The organism is Cupriavidus sp. WS, from assembly GCF_000395345.1.
GTDB lineage: Bacteria > Pseudomonadota > Gammaproteobacteria > Burkholderiales > Burkholderiaceae > Cupriavidus > Cupriavidus basilensis_B.
In genome coordinates this window covers 15636-34185 of the sequence record NZ_AQPL01000050.1, presented here as the reverse complement: position 1 = coordinate 34185, position 18550 = coordinate 15636, and the positions used below count along the sequence as shown (strand labels likewise).

The following is an 18550-nucleotide window of genomic DNA, read 5'->3' as shown; positions in this document are numbered from 1 at the left end:
CTGGCCGGCGCGCCGGAGCCGCTCAAGCTGGCCAGCGCGCAGGCCTTCGTCATGCACCGCATCGGGCGCGACCACGACCACCTGCTGACCATCGACACCCTGCTGTGGCAGCCCGAGCCGGCCGAGGGCCCGGCCGTGCCGCCGGGGCGCGCCGACGTGGCCGCCTCCGCGCCCGCCGCGATGCCCTCGTCGACGTCCTCTTTGGCGTCCTCCTCGGCTCCCTCCTCCACAGCCGCTGCCATGCCGGCCGCCGCGGCCCCCGCCGGCGCGGCCTCCGACGCGCCCGCCGAGAACGCCTGGCGCGAAGGCATGCGCAAGGTGGTGGTGGGCTGGGCCACCGACAACAAGGGCCAGTTGCGCAAGTTCTCGCTCAAGGCGCCCACGTTCGACCTCAACACGGTACGCTCGCTGGCCACCTCGCTGCCGCTCGACACCGCCCTGTCGCGCCAGCTGCGCGCGCTGCAGCCGTCCGGCCATCTCGACAACCTGGACGTGAACTGGAACCGCGACCGGCCGAACCTGCTGACGCGCCGCGCCGGCGCGTCGCATTTCAACGTGCAGGGCACGCTGCGCAACGTCTCGGTGCGCGAGCAGCCGGCCAGCCCCGCGCTCGGCGCGAACGGCAAGCCCAACCTGGGCGTGCCCGGCTTCTCGCGGCTGTCCGGCAGCTTCAACTTCGACGAGCGCCGCGGCAGCGCCCGCCTGGAAGGCAGCAACGCCGCGCTGGTGCTGCCCGGCATGTTCGAGGAGCCGCGCGTGGTGTTCGACCAGATCGCCGGCGAAGTGCACTGGACCCGCGACAACAACAAGCTGGCGGTGCGCACCGACGGCGTGCGCTTCGCCAACCCGGACACCGCGGGTACCGTGCGCGGCACCTGGCAGACCGGCGGCGACGGGCACGGCGGCATCGCCGACCTGACCGGCGAGCTGGACCGCGCCCAGGTCGGCCGCATCCCGCGCTACCTGCCGCTGGGCCTGCCCGCGGCCACGCGCCAGTACCTGGCCGGCGCGCTGGTGGCCGGCGAGGCCAGCGACGTGAAGTTCCTGGTCAAGGGCGACCTCGAATACTTCCCCTTCCACAGCCCGCACGAGGGCGCCGGCGATTTCCGCGTCGAGGTGCCGATCCAGCGCGTCAGCTACCAGATCGCGCCCCACGTCGGCGCGGCGCCCGGCAGCGCCGCGGCCGCCGCCAACGGCGGCAAGGCGTGGCCGAACTTCACCGACATCGGCGGCCGCGTGCTGTTCGAGCGCGGCGGCCTGTCCTTCGTGGCCCAGCATGCGGGCGTGCAGGGCGTGCCCGGCGTCGCGCTGCAGGATGTCAACGGCCACATCGCCGACCTCAGCGACCACGGCCACCTGCTGCTCGACGGCGGCGCCAGCGGCACCATGTCGGGCTTCCTGCGCTTCATCGCCGCCAGCCCGGTGCGCGACTGGACCGGACAGGTGACCAGCGAGATGCGCGCCCAGGGCAACGGCGAGCTGCGCCTCAAGCTCGACCTGCCGCTCACCGAGTCCCACGCGGCCAAGGTGGACGGCCAGTTCCGCCTGCCCGGCAACGAGGTCGTGCTGAACCCGCAATGGCCGCCGCTGGGCGGCACCACCGGCGTGATCGCCTTCAACGAGCACGGCTTCCAGCTCAACGACCTGCGCGCGCGCCTGCTCGGCGGCGAGATCCGCGCCGGCGGCGGCAGCCAGCCCGACGGCACGGTGCGCGTGACGGCCAGCGGCAATCTCGGCGCGCCCGGCATCCGCGAGCTGCTGGCCGGCTCGCCGCTCGCCGCGCTGGCGCAGAAGACCGAGGGCAGCGCCGCCTACAGCGCCGTGATCGGCGTGCGCGAGCACCAGCCGCAGATCACCGTCACCTCCGACCTGGCCGGGCTGGCGCTCGGCCTGCCCGCGCCGCTGGGCAAGAGCGCGGCCCAGGCCGTGCCGCTGCGCATGGAACTGCGCCCGGCCGCCGCGCGCGCCGGCCACGAGGAACTGCTGGTGCAATACGGCAATGCGCTCAACGCGCGCTACCTGCTGCGGCGCGGCGCCGAAAGCACGGAGGTGGTGTCCGGCGGCATCGGCATCGAGCAGCCCGCGCCGCAGCCGGCCAGCGGCGTCACCGCCGCGCTGACCAGCGGCCGCTTCGACCTCGACCCGTGGCGCGCGCTGCTGGCGGGCGACGACGGCGCCGCCAAGGGGAATAACGGCGCAAATAATGGCGCGAACAGCGGCGCAAGCAGCGGCGGCCGGGGCAATGCGCCGGCCACGCCACCCGCGCCGCCCTCGCCCTTCCTCCCCGAGCGCATCACCGCGCACGCGCGCACGCTGGTGGCATTCGGCCGCGAGCTGGACGAGGCGGCGGTGGAAGCCAGCCGCGCGCCCGGCGGCTGGGACGTGCGCGTGGACGCGCGCCAGGTCGCCGGCACGCTGCGCTGGCGCGACGACGCCACCACCGGGCCGGCCGGCGCGCTGACGGTGCGCCTGTCGCGCCTGAACATCCCCGACAACAGCGACGCCGGCAACATGGCGGACACGCTGGCCGGCAATACCGACGAGCTGCCCGCGCTCGACCTGGTGGCCGACCGCTTCGAGCTGCACGGGCGCGACTTCGGCAAGCTCGAGGTCAAGGCGCACGCCAGCGAAAGCGGCGGCGACCCGGTGTGGACGCTGGAGCGCCTGGTGCTCGAGCAGCCCGGCGCCACCTTCACCGGCAGCGGCAGCTGGCGCATGCCGCGCCGGCTGCGCGAAGGCGCCAGCGCCGAGCGCCGCACCCTGCTCGATTTCAAGCTCGACGTGCGCAACGGCGGCCAGGTGCTCGAGCGCATGGGCCTGCCGCACATCCTGGCCGACGGCCGCGGCACGCTGGAGGGACGCGTGGGCTGGCGCGGATCGCCGCTGGCGATCGACTACCCCACCCTGTCGGGCCGCGTGACGCTCAAGCTCGACAACGGCCAGATCCTCGCCGTGGAGCCGGGCGCGGCCAAGCTGCTGGGCGTGCTCAGCCTGCAGGGGCTGATGCGGCTGGCCACCTTCGACTTCCGCGGCGTGGCCGGCCAGGGCATGGTGTTCGACGAGATCACCGGCATCGGCACGCTCGAGAACGGCGTGGCCAGCACCAAGGACTTCGAGCTCCGGGGCGGCCAGCTGCGCGCCTCGATGACGGGCAGCGCCAACCTGCCGCGCGAGACCCAGGACCTGGAGGTCACGGTGGTGCCGCGCATCAACGCCACCTCGGCCTCGGTGGCGGCGGCCTTCATCAATCCGGCGCTGGGCATCGGCACGCTGGCCGCGCAGCTCATCTTCGCCGACGAGTTCTCCAAGGCCTTCAGCCGCCGCTACCACATCAGCGGCAGCTGGGCGAACCCGCAGATCAACAAAGTGGGGGAGAATAAGGCCGATGCCCAGCCCGGCCTGCCCGGCGTGCAGGGCACCTCGAACCGGGTCTACCCGCTGCCGTAGGCCCCGCCGGCCGCACCGGCGCCGCCGGCTCTCCATACCAAGGAAAACGCACATGACCGCAACCGCCCCCGGCGCCACGCCGTTCCGCGTGGCCGCGATCCAGACCGTCAGCGGCATCTCGCGCGAGGCCAACCTGGCCCGCGCCGGCGCGCTGATCGCCCAGGCGGCCCACGGCGGCGCGGAGCTGGTGCTGCTGCCCGAGTATTTCTGCATGATGGGCCAGCGCGAGGGCGACAAGGTCGCCATCCGCGAGCGCGACGGCGACGGCCCGATCCAGTCGTTCCTGGCCGAGGCCGCGCGCCGCCACCGCATCTGGCTGGTCGGCGGCACCCTGCCGCTGTGGTGCGAGGACGAGGCGCGCGTCTACAACACCTCGCTGGCCTACGATCCGCGCGGCGAGCGCGTGGCGCGCTACGACAAGATCCACCTGTTCGGCTTCACGCGCGGCACCGAGAGCTACGACGAATCGCGCACCATCCTGGCCGGCGACACGCCGGTGAGCTTCGAGGCGCCGTGCGGCCGCGTCGCCATGTCGGTCTGCTACGACCTGCGCTTCCCCGAGCTGTACCGCCAGCTGGCGGCCGGCGGCAAGACCAGCTTGATTCTGATGCCGGCCGCCTTCACCTACACCACGGGACAGGCGCACTGGGAGATCCTGCTGCGCGCGCGCGCCATCGAGAACCAGTGCTACGTGCTGGCCGCGGCGCAGGGCGGCAAGCACGAGAACGGCCGCCGCACCTGGGGCCATTCGATGCTGGTCGATCCCTGGGGCGAGGTCATGGCGGTGCTGCCCGAAGGCGAAGGCGTGGTGAGCGGCGTGATCGACCCCGCGCGCCTGGACGAAGTGCGGCAGAACCTGCCGGCGCTGCGCCACCGGGTGCTGTAGCATGTACGGCCGCGCCGCCACGCGCCCCACGGGCGGCGCACAGATCATTCACGCGGCGGCGCCAGCGCGCCGCCGCGGCACGACGACAAAAGGAAAACCATGAACGCCGGCGACCTCGGAATCCGCAACCTCGCCACCGCCCAGCAACTGCTGCTGGCGCCCTATGGCCTCGACGAGGCCAAGCTCCAGCGCGTGCTGGCGGACATCTTCACGCACAAGGTCGACTACGCCGACCTCTACTTCCAGTACACCCGCAACGAGGCGTGGAGCCTGGAAGAAGGCATCGTCAAGTCGGGCAGCTTCAGCATCGACCAGGGCGTGGGCGTGCGCGCCGTGTCCGGCGACAAGACCGCCTTCGCCTACTCGGATGACATCAGCCTGGACGCGCTGCTCAAGGCCGGCGCCGCCACCCGCACCATCGGCCGCGCCGGCAGCGGCCGCGTCAAGGTGGCCGGCAAGCTGGCCTCGCAGGGCGGGCGCAGCCTGTACACGCCCAACGACCCGCTCGACTCGATGGCCGCCGCCGACAAGGTGGCGCTGCTCGAGCGCGTGGAGCGCATGGCGCGCGCCAAGGACCCGCGCGTGGTGCAGGTCATGGCGGGCCTGGCCGGTGAGTACGACGTGGTGCTGGTGGCGCGCAGCGACGGCGTCGTCGCCGCCGACGTGCGCCCGCTGGTGCGCGTCTCGGTCACGGTGATCGCCGAGCAGAACGGCCGCCGCGAGATCGGCTCCTCGGGCGGCGGCGGGCGCTATGCCTACGGCTATTTCACCGACGAGCTGCTGCGCAAGTACGTCGACGAAGCGGTCGCCTCGGCGCTGGTCAACCTCGAGGCGCGCCCGGCTCCGGCCGGCGCCATGACCGTGGTGCTGGGCCCGGGCTGGCCCGGCGTGCTGCTGCACGAGGCGATCGGCCACGGCCTGGAAGGCGACTTCAACCGCAAGGGCTCGTCCGCGTTCGCCGGCCGCATGGGCGAGCGCGTGGCGGCCAAGGGCGTGACCGTGGTCGACGACGGCACGCTGGCCAACCGCCGCGGCTCGCTCAACCTCGACGACGAGGGCAACCCGACCCAGTGCACCACGCTGATCGAGGACGGCATCCTCAAGGGCTACATGCAGGACACCCTCAACGCGCGCCTGATGAAGATGCCCGTGACCGGCAACGCGCGCCGCGAGAGCTACGCCGCGCTGCCGATGCCGCGCATGACCAACACCTACATGCTCAACGGCAACCGCGACCCGCAGGAGATCATCGCCAGCGTCAAGCGCGGCCTCTACGCGGTGAACTTCGGCGGCGGCCAGGTCGACATCACCAACGGCAAGTTCGTGTTCTCGGCCAGCGAGGCCTACCTGATCGAGGACGGCAAGATCACCGCCCCGGTCAAGGGCGCCACGCTGGTCGGCAACGGCCCGGAATCGCTCAAGGACGTGACCATGATCGGCAACGACATGCGCCTGGACTCGGGCGTGGGCGTGTGCGGCAAGGAAGGCCAGAGCGTGCCGGTGGGCGTCGGCCAGCCAACCCTGCGCATCGAGAACATGACCGTGGGCGGCACCGCCTGAACCCGGCGCCGCGCCGCGCGTGTCGCGCGCGGCGCTTGCCAAGCCCCGCAAAAAGCGCTATAAAGATGCTTCGTTGCGCGATGGTCAACTGCCGCGGCCCGCTGATTTACCGGACGCCGCGCAATTTCCTGCCATCCCTTGACGCATTGCCGCAAAGAACATACGACACCCGAGCCTGATCCGATCCATGTCCGCCAAGTTTTACTTTTACTTTTATAGCGATCTCACACCGCTGGCGGATGGAGAGGGACGATCGTAAGCGCCCCGAGGATACACAAAAAGCCGCCAGCAACCCTGGCGGCTTTTTTTATCCCGGCCCGCTCCCAGGCCCTAGCCCACACACCCAAACCCACGACCCACGAAATCCCGGAGCCATCATGCTGAAGAACACCGACGACCTGCGTATTCGCGAACTCAAGGAACTGTTGCCGCCGGCGCACCTGATCCGCGAATTCGCCTGCTCCGAACAGGCCTCGGACGTGATCTACGGCGCGCGCCAGGCCATGCACCGCATCCTGCACGGCATGGACGACCGCCTGATCGTCATCATCGGGCCCTGCTCGATCCACGACACCCGCGCCGCGCTCGAATACGCCAAGCTGCTCAAGGTGCAGCGCGATCGCTTCGCCGGCGAGCTGGAAGTGGTGATGCGGGTGTATTTCGAGAAGCCGCGCACCACGGTGGGCTGGAAGGGGCTGATCAACGACCCGCACATGGACGGCAGCTTCAAGATCAACGACGGCCTGCGCATCGCGCGCGAGCTGCTGCTGAACATCAGCGAGATCGGCGTGCCGACCGGCACCGAGTACCTCGACATGATCAGCCCGCAATACCTCGCCGACCTGGTGAGCTGGGGCGCCATCGGCGCGCGCACCACCGAAAGCCAGGTGCACCGCGAGCTGGCCTCCGGACTGTCGTGCCCGGTGGGCTTCAAGAACGGCACCGACGGCAACGTCAAGATCGCCGTGGACGCCATCAAGGCCGCCTCGCAGCCGCACCATTTCCTGTCGGTCACCAAGGGCGGCCACTCGGCCATCGTGTCGACCTCGGGCAACGAGGACTGCCACATCATCCTGCGCGGTGGCAAGACGCCCAACTACGACGCCGCCAGCGTGCAGGAAGCCTGCGAAGCGATCTCCAAGTCCGGCCTGGCCGCGCGCCTGATGATCGACGCCTCGCACGCCAACAGCAGCAAGAAGCACGAGAACCAGATCCCGGTGTGCGAGGACATCGGCCGCCAGGTGGCGGGCGGCGACGAGCGCATCGTCGGCGTGATGGTGGAGTCGCACCTGGTGGCGGGCCGCCAGGACCACGTACAGGGCACGCCGGTGGACACCCTGACCTACGGCCAGTCGGTCACCGACGCGTGCATCGGCTGGGACGACTCGGTCAAGGTGCTGGAGACGCTGGCCAACGCCGTCAAGGCGCGCCGGCTGGTCAAGGGCACCGGCAATTGAGTGCCGGTTGCGCGCAACGAAAAAGCCGCTGGTGTCAGCGGCTTTTTTTCTGACTTCGACATGACGCCCGCGCCGGAACCCGGCTGGCTCGCGCGCACGACCGATCCGACAGGGTGCGGAAGTGCCCGTGAAACCCGGCCCGACGGAAACAAATCAGCCCGCCATCAGCTCATGCGAGCTCCCGGATGAGCCGATTCGAGCTGTATTGAGCTAATATGAGCTGATTCAACCCGTCGAGCCGGTTCGAGGAGTGTGCCGTGGTCGTGCAAGACGAGATCCTTCTAGCGCTGCAGGCGCAGGCGCAAACAGCGTCTCCCTGGCTGAGTTCGCGCGACCTTGCCAACCGGGTTCATGCCAGTTGGTCCACGGTGAAACGCCAGCTCGACACGTTGGTGCGCGCCGGCGGCGTGATTCGGGAAGGCCGCGCGCGCGCCACGCGATACCGGCTGGCGCCGAGCTTGCCCGCGGCGTCGCAGCCGGCGGCGCCGCGAGCGTTGTCACCTGTACCAGGCTTCTCGTTGTCCGCGCGAGGCCAAGCGCTGCTGGCCGAGCTGAAGCGGCCGCTGGCCGCGCGCGAGGCAGTCGGCTACCAGCGCGCCTTCGTGGACGGTTATGTGCCGAACCAGAGTTCCCTCCTGCCCGAAGCCATCGCGCACGCGCTGGCCGAAGAGGGACGCCTGCGCGGACAACAGCCCGCCGGAACCTATGCACGCAACGTGCTGGGGCCCCTGCTCATCGATCTGTCCTGGTCCTCGTCGCGTCTGGAGGGCAATCGCTATTCCCTGCTGGCCACGGAAGAACTGTTCAAGAACGGCATGGCCGGCAGCGATCTGGACGCGGTCATGTTGCTCAACCACAAGGCCGCCATCGAATTCCTGGTCGATGCGGTGCCCGAGTACGGCCTGACGCCGGCCCTGATCAGAAACCTGCATGCCATCCTGATGCAAGACCTGCTGGCGGACGCCCATGGCCTGGGCAGCATTCGCCAAAAGGTGGTCAATATCAGCGACACCACTTACGTCCCGGCACATGCTCCCGCGCTGCTGGAGGAGATGTTCGGGCACATCGTGGAGAAGGCGCGGCAGATCAAGAACCCGGTGGAGTCGGCCTTCTTCCTCTGGGTGAATCTGGCCTATCTGCAGCCCTTCGAGGACGGCAACAAGCGTACCAGCCGCCTGTCGGCCAATATTCCCCTGATGCTGTACAACTGCGCGCCCTTGTCGTTCCTGGATGTGGAAGCGCAGGACTATGCCTGCGCCATGATGGGCGTGTACGAGCATCGCGACGTGGCGCTGGCTGCGGACCTGTTCGAATGGGCCTATCGGCGCTCGATCAGGAAATACGCCGTCCAGATCGAGGCGATGGGTGTTCCCGACCCGATGCGACTGCGCTTCCGGGAAGCCTTGAACGAGACGATCGGCCATATTGTCCGCGATGGACGGACGGCCGCCGAAGCCGCGGCCTTGCTGGGGTTGTCCGAACAGGATGCGCAGGTTTTCCAGCCGATGCTCGCGCAGGAACTGCGGACGCTGGACCTGCACAACTGCGCCCGCTACCGGCTCACGCCGGGACAGACCAGGCAGTGGATCGCCGCGGGGCGGCCGCAGTAGCGGCATATCGTCGTCGCCGGGACGGCGCCTTCGCGAAACAGGAAGCCATTCCCGAACGGCAGGGTGTGCCGGGGCGCCGCCCCGCCTGTCGGCGGCACGGCATGCGTGCCGTCCTTACTTCTTCAGTACCAGCCCGCCCGGCAGCGATTCGATGTACGCGGCGATGTCGCGCAGTTCCTGGCGCGTGAACGGGCGCGGCTTGCCGTCCTTGCCGGTCACGGCGGGATTGGCGTTGACCTGCCCGGCCATGATGGCGTTCGAGCGGCCCACCTGCGGGTTGGTGGTGATCTGGTAGGCGGCCAGCGCGTGGTACAGGTAGTCGGCGTGCTGGCCGGCCAGCTTCGGGTAGTCCGGGCTGATCGGGGCATTCATGCCGGCGCCGTGGCAGGCCACGCAGTTGCCCTTTTCCACCAGTGCCTTGCCGGCGGCGAGGTCGGCCGCCGCGGCGGAGAAAGCCGCGCCACCCAGCACGAGCGCGCCGGCCGCGAGCGAAAGCGTCTTGAGCGTATTCATGGAGGGTCCCCTCACTTCTGGTTGTTATTCTGGGTGCCGGAGGTCTGCTGCGCGTAGTAGGCGGCCACGTCGGCGATGTCCTGGTCGCTCAGCGTGGCGGCGATGCCGCGCATGGTCGGGTGCTTGCGGTCGCCCTTCTGGTATTCCTTGAGCGCGTTCTCGATGTACTTGGCGTTCTGGCCTCCCAGCAGCGGCACCTGGTACACCTCGGGAAACGAGGCACGGTATCCGGGAATACCATGACATCCGATACACATTGCGACCTTGTTCCTGGCTGCATCCACATTGCCTTTGACTTCCTGGGCGTGCACAGCCATTGCGGCTGCGCCCAGCACCACCATCGTGAGGAGCTTTTTCATTGTCGTAGCTGATTGGAAGTGTAAAACCCTGGGAGACCTGCCCGACCGGTCGGAAATGGCTTCGGAATGGGTCCGGCGGGGAAGCCGCATCTGCCTGCGGCTCGATGTGGCGCTGCCAGCGGGGTCGGGCACAGCGGGCGTCCTTCGTCGGGACGTCCACGCCTGGAAGTGGCCAGGCGAAGCGGGCACGGACCTGCCTCATTCTGCAACCATCTCTTCGCACGCCGCCTCCCGGCAGGGGCCGCGCGCATGACTGGGCGGACGAACCGGACGGTGGAGATATAGGACTTTGGGGGGCGCGTCAAACCGGCGCATTGTACAGCAGGCTGCACGCGAGCGTCCAGCATGGTGCACGCCGCCATACACGAACGGAAAAGCTCTTTTATACTGGCCCATTCCGACACGCACGAACCCCTCATCAGGTTGCCTCATGTCCAACACCACCAACGCCAGCCCCAACCAGCAGACCCGCTTCGAAGGCAGCCAGCAGTACGTTGCCACCGATGACCTCAAGCTGGCCGTCAACGCCGCCCGCGCGCTGCAGCGCCCGCTCCTGATCAAGGGCGAGCCCGGCACCGGCAAGACCATGCTGGCAGAGGAAGTGGCCGCGGCGCTGGGCATGCCACTGCTGCAATGGCACATCAAGTCGACCACCAAGGCGCAGCAGGGCCTGTACGAGTACGACGCGGTCTCGCGCCTGCGCGACTCGCAGCTCGGCGACGACCGCGTGCACGACATCCGCAACTACATCGTCAAGGGCGTGCTGTGGCAGGCGTTCGAGGCCGACCAGCAGGTGGTGCTGCTGATCGACGAGATCGACAAGGCCGACATCGAATTCCCCAACGACCTGCTGCGCGAGATCGACCGCATGGAGTTCTACGTGTACGAGACGCGCGAGCTGGTCAAGGCCAGGCACCGCCCGCTCGTCATCATCACCTCCAACAACGAGAAGGAGCTGCCGGACGCCTTCCTGCGCCGCTGCTTCTTCCACTACATCAAGTTCCCCGACGCCGAGACCATGCAGCGCATCGTCGACGTGCACTATCCCGGCATCAAGCGCGAGCTGGTGGCCGCCGCGCTCGAGTCGTTCTACGAGATGCGCAACCTGCCGGGCCTGAAGAAGAAGCCCTCCACCTCGGAGCTGATCGACTGGCTCAAGCTGCTGATGGCCGAGGACATCCCGCCCGAGGCGCTCAAGAGCCCGGACAAGAAGGCCGCGATCCCGCCGCTGCACGGCGCGCTGCTGAAGAACGAGCAGGACGTGCACCTGTTCGAGCGGCTGGTGTTCATGAACCGCGCCAACCGCTGAACCCGGACCCGCCATGACTGCCTTTGCCAAACCCGTGACGCTGGTGGGCCGTCACGCCACGCTGGAGCCGCTGCGCCCCGAGCATGCCGACGGCCTGCGCGCCGCCGTGGCCGACGGCGAGCTGTGGAAGCTCTGGTACACCAGCGTGCCCGAGCCCGATCGCATGGAAGCCGAGATCGCGCGGCGCCTGGGCCTGCTGGAACAGGGCTCGATGCTGCCGTTCGCGGTGCGCGACGCCGCCGGCGAGCTGGCCGGCATGACCACCTTCATGAACATCGACGCGGCCAACCGGCGCGTCGAGATCGGCTCGACCTGGTATGCGCGGCGCGTGCAGCGCTCGCCGCTGAACACCGAATGCAAGCTGATGCTGCTGGGCCATGCGTTCGACCATCTCGGCTGCATCGCGGTGGAGTTCCGCACGCACTGGATGAACCAGCAGAGCCGCGCCGCCATCGCGCGGCTCGGCGCCAAGCAGGACGGCGTGCTGCGCAACCACCAGCGCATGCCGGACGGCTCGCTGCGCGACACCGTGGTGTTCTCCATCATCGCCAGCGAATGGCCGACCGTGCGCCAACACCTGCAGTTCCAGCTCGAGCGCCCGCGCTGACAGCGCGCGCCGACTGAAAGCGAGGCATCATGCTGATCGACTTCTTCTTCTCACTGCGCCACGCCAAGCTGCCGGTCTCGGTCAAGGAATACCTGACCATGCTCGAGGCGCTCAAGGCCGGCGTCATCTCGCCCTCGATCGACGAGTTCTACTACCTGTCGCGCATGGCGCTGGTCAAGGACGAGAAGCACTTCGACAAGTTCGACCAGACCTTCGCCGCCTATTTCAAGGGCGTCGAGAACCTGGTCGACTGGAAGTCCGACATCCCGCTGGACTGGCTGCAGAAGACGCTCGAGCGCGAGCTGTCGGCCGAGGAAAAGGCCAAGATCGAAGCGATGGGCGGGCTCGACAAGCTCATGGAGCGCCTCAAGCAGCTGCTCGAGGAGCAGAAGGAAAAGCACGAGGGCGGCAACAAGTGGATCGGCACCGGCGGCACCTCGCCGTTCGGCCACGGCGGCTACAACCCCGAGGGCATCCGCATCGGCGGCCCGTCCAAGGGCAACCGCACCGCCATCAAGGTGTGGGAGGCGCGCGCCTACAAGGACTACGACGACCAGGTCGAGCTCGGCACGCGCAACATCAAGGTGGCGCTGCGCCGCCTGCGCCGTTTCGCGCGCGAAGGCGCGGAGACCGAGCTCGACCTCGACGACACCATCCACGCGACCGCGGCCAATGCCGGCCTGCTCGACATCAAGCTGCGCCCGGAGCGCCACAACAAGGTCAAGGTGCTGATGCTGCTCGACGTGGGCGGCTCGATGGACGACCACATCAAGCGCGTGGAGGAACTGTTCTCGGCCACCAAGACCGAGTTCAAGCACCTCGAGTACTACTACTTCCACAACTGCGTGTACGACTACGTGTGGAAGAACAACCGGCGCCGCCACGCCGAGAAGATCGCCACCTGGGACCTGATCCACAAGTACAGCTCGGACTACAAGGTGATCTTCGTCGGCGACGCCACCATGAGCCCGTACGAGATCCTGCAGCCGGGCGGCTCGGTGGAATACAACAACCCGGAAGCGGGCGCGGTCTGGCTCAACCGCCTGATCGAGCAGTTCCCGCGCTTCGTCTGGCTCAACCCCGAGCCCGAGGGCCTGTGGCAGTACCGCCAGTCGGTGACGGTGATCAGCCAGATCATGAAGTCGCGCATGTACCCGGTCACGCTCAACGGCCTCGAGCAGGCCATGCGGGTGCTGTCGAAGTAGCGGCCCGCCCGGCCCCGCCTCAGGCCACCACGTCCACGCCCTCCATCACCCACTGGCGGAACGTCTGCAGCGCCGGCAGGTGCTGTTTCTGCTCGGGATAGCACAGGTAGTAGCCCTTCTTGCTCAGCACGCGGGCCGGGTGCGCCACCACCAGCGCGCCGCTGGCCAGCTCCTGCTCGATCAGGCAGCGCGGGATCAGCGCGATGCCCAGGCCCGACATGGCCGCCTGCGTGAGCAGCGAGAACTGGTCGAAGCGCGCGCCGCTCCAGGCCTTGCGCGTGGCCACGCCAAGCTCGGCGAACCAGTCGGCCCACGCCTCGGGCACCGTGGTGTGGTGCAGCAGCGGATAGCGCAGCAGCGCTGCCGGCAGGCGCGCCATGCCGTCGGGCTCGCCGGCGAGCAGGCCGGGCCGGCATACCGGCAGCACCTCGCGGCCGGTCATGTAGTCGGCCAGGCTGCCCGGCCACACGCCGTCGCCGAAGCGGATGGCGGCGTCGAGGTCGGGCTGCGAGAAATCGTAGCCCTGCGCATGCGGCACGAATTCCAGGCTCACGTCGGGATGCTTCTCGAAGAACTGCGGCAGGCGCGGGATCAGCCACTTGGCGCCGAGCGTGGGCATGCTGGCGATATGGAGAGTGCCGCCGCGCCCCTGGCGGGCGATCAGCTCCACCGTGGCGGCCTCGATCTCGGTCAGGCTGGGGCGGATACGGTCGAGGTAGCGCTGGCCGGCGTCGGTCAGCATCAGGCGCTGGCGCACGCGCTCGAACAGCTCCACGCCGAGGAAGGCTTCCAGGCTGCGCACCTGCTTGCTGACGGCCCCCTGCGTCACGTGGAGCTCGCGGGCGGCCACGGTGAAGCTGTTGTAGCGCGCGGCGGCCTCGAAAGCCTGCAATTCGGTCAGCGACGGACACAAGCGTCGCATAGATTACCCCTTACTTCACTACCAAATGGAATGATCCCGCGATTTTATTTCGTTTGCGGTCCGCGTGCACGAACGCGCAGAATCGGGGAAAGCCGCTTTGACTTATTTTCAAGACGTTTCGGCCCTGCCGGCGATCCGTCACCTTCTTCGTCACCTCTTCGCCGCTTCCTAGCCACTTCCTAGCCGCTTCTTGGCTTTCCGTCTCCCCATACTCCCCACCAGGAACCGAACTCATGCAACGCCGTAACATGCTCCGCCTTCTTGCCGCCGCCACCGGCGCCGTCGCCGCCGGCCTGTCGCTGTCGGCCGCGGCCCAGGGCACCTACCCGACCAAGCCCATCACGCTGGTCGTGCCGTTCCCGGCCGGCGGCACCACCGACATCGTGGCGCGCCTCGTGGCCGACAAGCTCGGCCAGCAACTGGGCCAGGCCGTGGTGGTGGACAACCGCGGCGGCGCCGGCGGCAGCATCGGCACCGCGTTCCTGGCCAAGGCCGCGCCGGACGGCTACACGCTGGGCATCGCCACCGCGTCCACGCACGGCATCAACCCGGCCGTGTACCCGCGCCTGGCCTACGACGCCACCAAGGACTTCACCACCATCACCAACCTGGCCTCGGTGCCCAACGTGATGAGCATCAACCCGGCGGTCAAGGCCACCGACATGAAGTCCTTCATCGCGCTGGCCAAGACCGAGCCCAACAAGCTGGCCTACGGCTCGGCCGGCAACGGCAGCGTCTCGCACATGATGGGCGAGCTGTTCAAGATGAGCAGCAAGACCGAGCTGCTGCACGTGCCGTACAAGGGCGTGGGCCCGGCGCTGAACGACGCGCTGGCCAACCAGGTGCAGGTGCTGTTCGACAACCTGCCGTCCTCGCTGCCCTTCATCGAAGGCGGCAAGCTGCGCGCGCTGGCGGTGGCCGCGCCCAAGCGCGTGCCGGCCCTGCCCAACGTGCCGACCTTCGCCGAGCTCGGCCTGCCCGAAGTCAACGACGCCTCGTGGTTCGGCCTGATCGCGCCGGCCAACCTGCCCGCCGACCTGCAGAACAAGCTGCACGACGCCACCGTCAAGGTGCTTGCGCAGCCCGAAGTCAAGGCTAAGCTGGAAAAGCTGGGCGCGGTGCCGGTCGGCAACACCCCGGCGCAGTTCGCCGCCCAGATCAAGAGCGAAGTGGCGAAGAACAAGCGCATCGCCGGCGCCGCCAAGATCTCCCTGGATTAACCGACGCACATCATGACGGAAACAGACCGAAAGACCGGGCTCACTCCCTACCTGCTGCAACTGCCGCAAGGCGAGAGCGGCCCGCTCTTTCTCGATTCGCCGCACAGCGCCACCACCTACCCGGACGACTTCCGGCCCGCCGCCGGGCTGCCGCTGCCGCTGCTGCGCCAGGCCGAGGACACCTTCGTCGACGAGCTGTACGCCGACGCCCCCGCACGCGGCATCGCGCTGCTGTGCGCGGGCTTCCCGCGCAGCTACCTCGATGCCAACCGCGGCATCGAGGAAATCGACGAGGCGCTGCTCGACGCGCCGTGGCCCGGCCCGCGCCAGGAAACCTCCAAGACCCGGCTCGGCAAGGGCCTGGTATGGCGCGTGCTGGATACCGGCGAAGCCATCTACGACCGCAAGCTGAGCGTGGCCGAGGTGCAGGCGCGCATCGCGCGGTATTACCTGCCCTACTACGCGCAGCTGCAGAAACTGTCGGACCAGGCCATCGCCCGGCACGGCAGCGCGTGGCACGTCAACTGCCACTCGATGCCGAGCGAGGCGGCGCAATACGCCACCGAGCATCCGGGCCTGCAGCATCCCGACTTCGTGGTCGGCGACCGCGACGGCACCACCTGCGACAAGCGCTTCACCGACCGCGTGGAAGCCGTGCTCAAGGACCTGGGCTACGACGTCTGGCGCAACCACCCGTACAAGGGCGTGGAGATCGTGCGCGTGGTGGGCCAGCCGGCCCAGCGCCGCCACAGCCTGCAGCTGGAGGTCAACCGCAAGCTGTACATGGATGAGGCGGGCCTCGTGCACAACGCCGGCTTCGGCAAGCTCAAGGCCGACCTCAACCATCTGCTCGACGAGCTCAAGGTCTTCGTCAAGGCCGCCTCGGCAAGCTGAAGCGCCACGGCCAAGGCCTGCCGCGCGGCTGTGCAACGCAGCCGCGCCGGCACGCCCGGAAAGCGGCATGCCGGGCGCATCGTGGCGGCAACCGCACCTAGGGTAGAACCTAGGGTCAAGAGATTTCGGAACTTTGCAGCATGGGTTTCCTCTATCATGGCAGACCTTTGCCAACCCCTTTGCCTCAAAGCAAGACGATCCCGTGATCCGACGAATCTCTGACCTGATCGGCAGCCGCCTGTGCGCGCTGGCTGCCGCAGTGGCAGGTGCGATCGCCCTGGTGGGCTGCGCCGATACACCGCTCAACGACCGCGATGCCGTGGCAACCAGCCCCGCCACCGCCACGCCCGCCACCGCAGCCGCGACCGCCGCTGCCAGGCCCGCCACTCCCGCGCCGGCCGCCACCCGCCCGCCACCCGCTCCCGCCGCCACGCCGCCGACCAAGACCGTGACCCTGCCCGCGCAGGGCCGCGTGAGCCTGGCCGAGTACCGCGCGCAGATGCGCCAGCAACTGATGCAGACCGAAAACGCCAGCGCCGACGTGGCCGACTGCGCCGCGCACGCGAGCTGGGTGGTGCCGCGCTCGGTGACGTTCGACGCGCTGAAGATCCCGACCGGCGCGCTCGGCGCCGGGCAGGCCACGGTGGAACCGTGGGACGGACGCTTCTCGCAAGGCAAGCAGGCCGTGCCGGTCAGCTCCGTAGTGACCTTCGCCGCCACCGCGCACAAGCGCAACGGCGAGGCCCAGTGGGAAGCGGTCAAGGTGCGCTGCGGCTACGCCGACGGCATGATGCTGGCCTACGAACTGCTCGATGGCAGCGGCACCGTCATCAGCGAACCGGCCGCCGCGCCCGCGGTGCGCAGCAACACCCGCCAGGCCGGCAGGCACAAGGGAGGCAAGGCGGCCAAGTCCTCGGGCAAGGCCGGCAAGTCCAGCGCCAGCGGCAAGTCCACCGCCAAGAGCGGCAGCAAGAGCACCGCGAAGTCGGGCAAGAAGGCGCGCTGAGCGACAGCGGAGCTACCGCCTGTTTGCACCCCTCTCCCGCTCGCGGGAGAGGGGTTGGGGGAGAGGGCCAGCGCTGGCGAATGCTGGCGTGCTGAAAAAAAACCGGCAGCTTCGTTGCTGGCCTCTATGCTGAAAAAAACCGCTGGCCCCGCTTGATGTGGCTCCTAGCTAAACCGCCCCTCTCCCCGGCCCTCTCCCCGTGAGGGGAGAGGGAGGACACCTTGCTTGGGCTAGCTCTCGCGGCTTGGGCCCATTCTGACGGCTTCGTCAGTCGCCCCGGACTTTTTCCCTCGTCCGCGTCCCCTCAATCCAACTGCGCCAGAACCGCCTGCAGCATCGCCGCGCCCAGCAGCGCGCTGCGCGCGCCGTTCCAGCCGACCACCGGGTCGGGCTGGTCGGCGTTGTCCTTGAACGGCATCTCCAGCGTCAGCGACAGGCAGCCGAAGGCATGGCCGATATACTTCGAGGCCAGCTTGAGCGCGTCCGCGTTGTACTTGCCGGCGGCGTAGCCGTACACGTCCTGGAAATCGGGCGTGGCGCGCTTGAACGCTTCGATGAAGCGCAGCTGCTCGGCGCGCTGGGCCTCGGTGAAGCCGGGCAGCATCTCGCTGCCGGCGACGAAGTTGTAGGGCAGGCCTTCGTCGCCGTGGATGTCGAAGAACATGTCGCAGCCGGTCGCCTCGATGGCGCGGCGCACGTGGTACACCTCGGGGCTGGCCTGCAGGCTCGGTGCCATCCACTCGCGGTTCAGGTTGGCGCCGGCGGCGTTGGTGCGCAGGTTGCCGCGCGCCGCGCCGTCGGGGTTCATGTTCGGCACGATGTGGAACACGGCGCGCTCGAGCAGGCTGCGCGCGACCGGGTCGCCGGCCCACATGCCGGTGCCGGTCAGGCGCTGCAGCACGCCTTCGCAGAACCACTCGGCCATCGTCTCGCCGGGATGCTGGCGCGCGATCATCCAGATGGTCTTCTTGCCGTCGCCGGGCTTGCCCACCGTGACCGCGGTCATGTCGCGGCCGTCCACGGTGCTGCCCAGGTGCGACAGGCGCGCCAGCGGCGAGCGCTGCGAGGTGGCCAGCAGCGACAGGTGGCGCTCCTCGGGATACGGCTCGAAGTAGGCCAGCCACACGCTGTCGTGCTCGGGCGTGAACGACACCGTCATGGTGCTGCCGTCGAAGGCGGTCGGCACGCGGAACCAGTACGCGCGGTCGTACGAGGCCACCGCGTGGTAGCCGCGCCAGCCGTCCGGATAGGTGCAGTCGCCCGCGTTGAGGAACCGCAGGCTGCAGGGCTGGCCGGCCGCGCCCTGCAGGCGGAAATGGAACCACTGGCGGAACTCCGCGTGCGAGTCGGCGCGGATGCGCAGGCGGATGTCGCCGGCCTGCGCCAACGATTCGACTTCGATGGCGCCCGAGTCGAAGCTGGCGGAGATGTGCAGGGCTTGGGTCATGGTGTGCGGGTTCTGTGGTGCGGGTTCTGTGGTGCGTGCGCGCCGGCGCCGCGCGGCAACGGCAGGAAACGGGGCCGGGGATGGTCGGCGATGGCCGGGCGGCGCGGC

The 18550-nt window shown here is 68.9% G+C and carries 15 protein-coding genes; 11 read left to right on the top strand and 4 right to left on the bottom strand.

Annotation, left to right across the window (positions count from 1 at the left end; all coding sequences use genetic code 11):
* From K206_RS37550 to K206_RS0105440, 5 genes are all read left to right on the top strand, one after another.
* Positions 1–3447 (top strand): YhdP family protein (locus K206_RS37550; RefSeq protein ID WP_020201404.1); only part of this gene is annotated, 3447 nt, incomplete at its 5' end.
* 52 nt (positions 3448–3499) lie between these two features.
* A complete protein-coding gene (locus K206_RS0105455) occupies positions 3500–4333 on the top strand; it encodes a carbon-nitrogen hydrolase family protein (protein WP_020201403.1) in 834 nt (277 codons plus the stop codon).
* 99 nt (positions 4334–4432) lie between these two features.
* Positions 4433–5893, top strand: a complete 1461-nt coding sequence (gene tldD, locus K206_RS0105450; protein WP_020201402.1) for a metalloprotease TldD — start codon at positions 4433–4435, stop codon at positions 5891–5893.
* A gap of 377 nt (positions 5894–6270) precedes the next feature.
* Entirely contained in the window at positions 6271–7350 is a 1080-nt protein-coding gene (gene aroG / locus K206_RS0105445; protein ID WP_020201401.1) for a 3-deoxy-7-phosphoheptulonate synthase AroG, read from the top strand.
* Positions 7351–7607: 257 nt separating this feature from the next.
* Positions 7608–8960, top strand: coding sequence for a Fic family protein (locus tag K206_RS0105440; protein ID WP_081651325.1), 1353 nt, complete (start codon positions 7608–7610; stop codon positions 8958–8960).
* A 114-nt stretch (positions 8961–9074) separates the two neighbouring features.
* On the opposite strand, the gene K206_RS0105435 is transcribed toward K206_RS0105440, so the two are convergent.
* Both K206_RS0105435 and K206_RS0105430 read right to left on the bottom strand, forming a co-directional pair.
* On the bottom strand, positions 9075–9473 hold the full coding sequence (locus K206_RS0105435) for a c-type cytochrome (protein WP_020201399.1): 399 nt from the start codon (positions 9471–9473) through the stop codon (positions 9075–9077).
* Positions 9474–9484: 11 nt separating this feature from the next.
* Positions 9485–9832 carry a cytochrome c gene (locus K206_RS0105430; RefSeq protein ID WP_029043267.1) on the bottom strand — a complete coding sequence of 116 codons (348 nt, stop codon included), beginning with the start codon at positions 9830–9832 and terminating at the stop codon, positions 9485–9487.
* A 430-nt stretch (positions 9833–10262) separates the two neighbouring features.
* On the opposite strand from K206_RS0105430, the gene K206_RS0105425 reads away from it, so the two are divergent.
* The 3 genes from K206_RS0105425 to K206_RS0105415 are packed head-to-tail and all read left to right on the top strand — an operon-like array spanning position 10263 to position 12953.
* Positions 10263–11141, top strand: coding sequence for a MoxR family ATPase (locus tag K206_RS0105425; protein ID WP_020201397.1), 879 nt, complete (start codon positions 10263–10265; stop codon positions 11139–11141).
* A 13-nt stretch (positions 11142–11154) separates the two neighbouring features.
* Complete coding sequence (locus K206_RS0105420) at positions 11155–11748, top strand: GNAT family N-acetyltransferase (RefSeq protein ID WP_020201396.1); 594 nt, start codon at positions 11155–11157, stop codon at positions 11746–11748.
* A gap of 29 nt (positions 11749–11777) precedes the next feature.
* Positions 11778–12953, top strand: a complete 1176-nt coding sequence (locus K206_RS0105415; protein ID WP_020201395.1) for a VWA domain-containing protein — start codon at positions 11778–11780, stop codon at positions 12951–12953.
* Positions 12954–12972: 19 nt separating this feature from the next.
* On the opposite strand, the gene gcvA is transcribed toward K206_RS0105415, so the two are convergent.
* On the bottom strand, positions 12973–13875 hold the full coding sequence (gene gcvA, locus K206_RS0105410; protein WP_029043266.1) for a transcriptional regulator GcvA: 903 nt from the start codon (positions 13873–13875) through the stop codon (positions 12973–12975).
* Positions 13876–14108: 233 nt separating this feature from the next.
* Here gcvA and K206_RS0105405 point away from each other — a divergent pair, with 233 nt between their 5' ends.
* The 3 genes from K206_RS0105405 to K206_RS0105395 all read left to right on the top strand — a co-directional run bounded on the left by K206_RS0105405 (position 14109) and on the right by K206_RS0105395 (position 16995).
* Complete coding sequence (locus K206_RS0105405; protein ID WP_029043265.1) at positions 14109–15095, top strand: tripartite tricarboxylate transporter substrate binding protein BugE; 987 nt, start codon at positions 14109–14111, stop codon at positions 15093–15095.
* Between the two features lie 12 nt (positions 15096–15107).
* Positions 15108–15989: an N-formylglutamate amidohydrolase gene (locus K206_RS0105400; RefSeq protein WP_020201392.1), complete on the top strand. Its 882-nt coding sequence runs from the start codon at positions 15108–15110 to the stop codon at positions 15987–15989.
* A 202-nt stretch (positions 15990–16191) separates the two neighbouring features.
* Entirely contained in the window at positions 16192–16995 is an 804-nt protein-coding gene (locus tag K206_RS0105395; protein WP_231401556.1) for a BspC domain-containing protein, read from the top strand.
* A gap of 304 nt (positions 16996–17299) precedes the next feature.
* On the opposite strand, the gene K206_RS0105390 is transcribed toward K206_RS0105395, so the two are convergent.
* A complete protein-coding gene (locus K206_RS0105390) occupies positions 17300–18442 on the bottom strand; it encodes a M14-type cytosolic carboxypeptidase (protein WP_020201390.1) in 1143 nt (380 codons plus the stop codon).
* Positions 18443–18550: the final 108 nt, after the last annotated feature.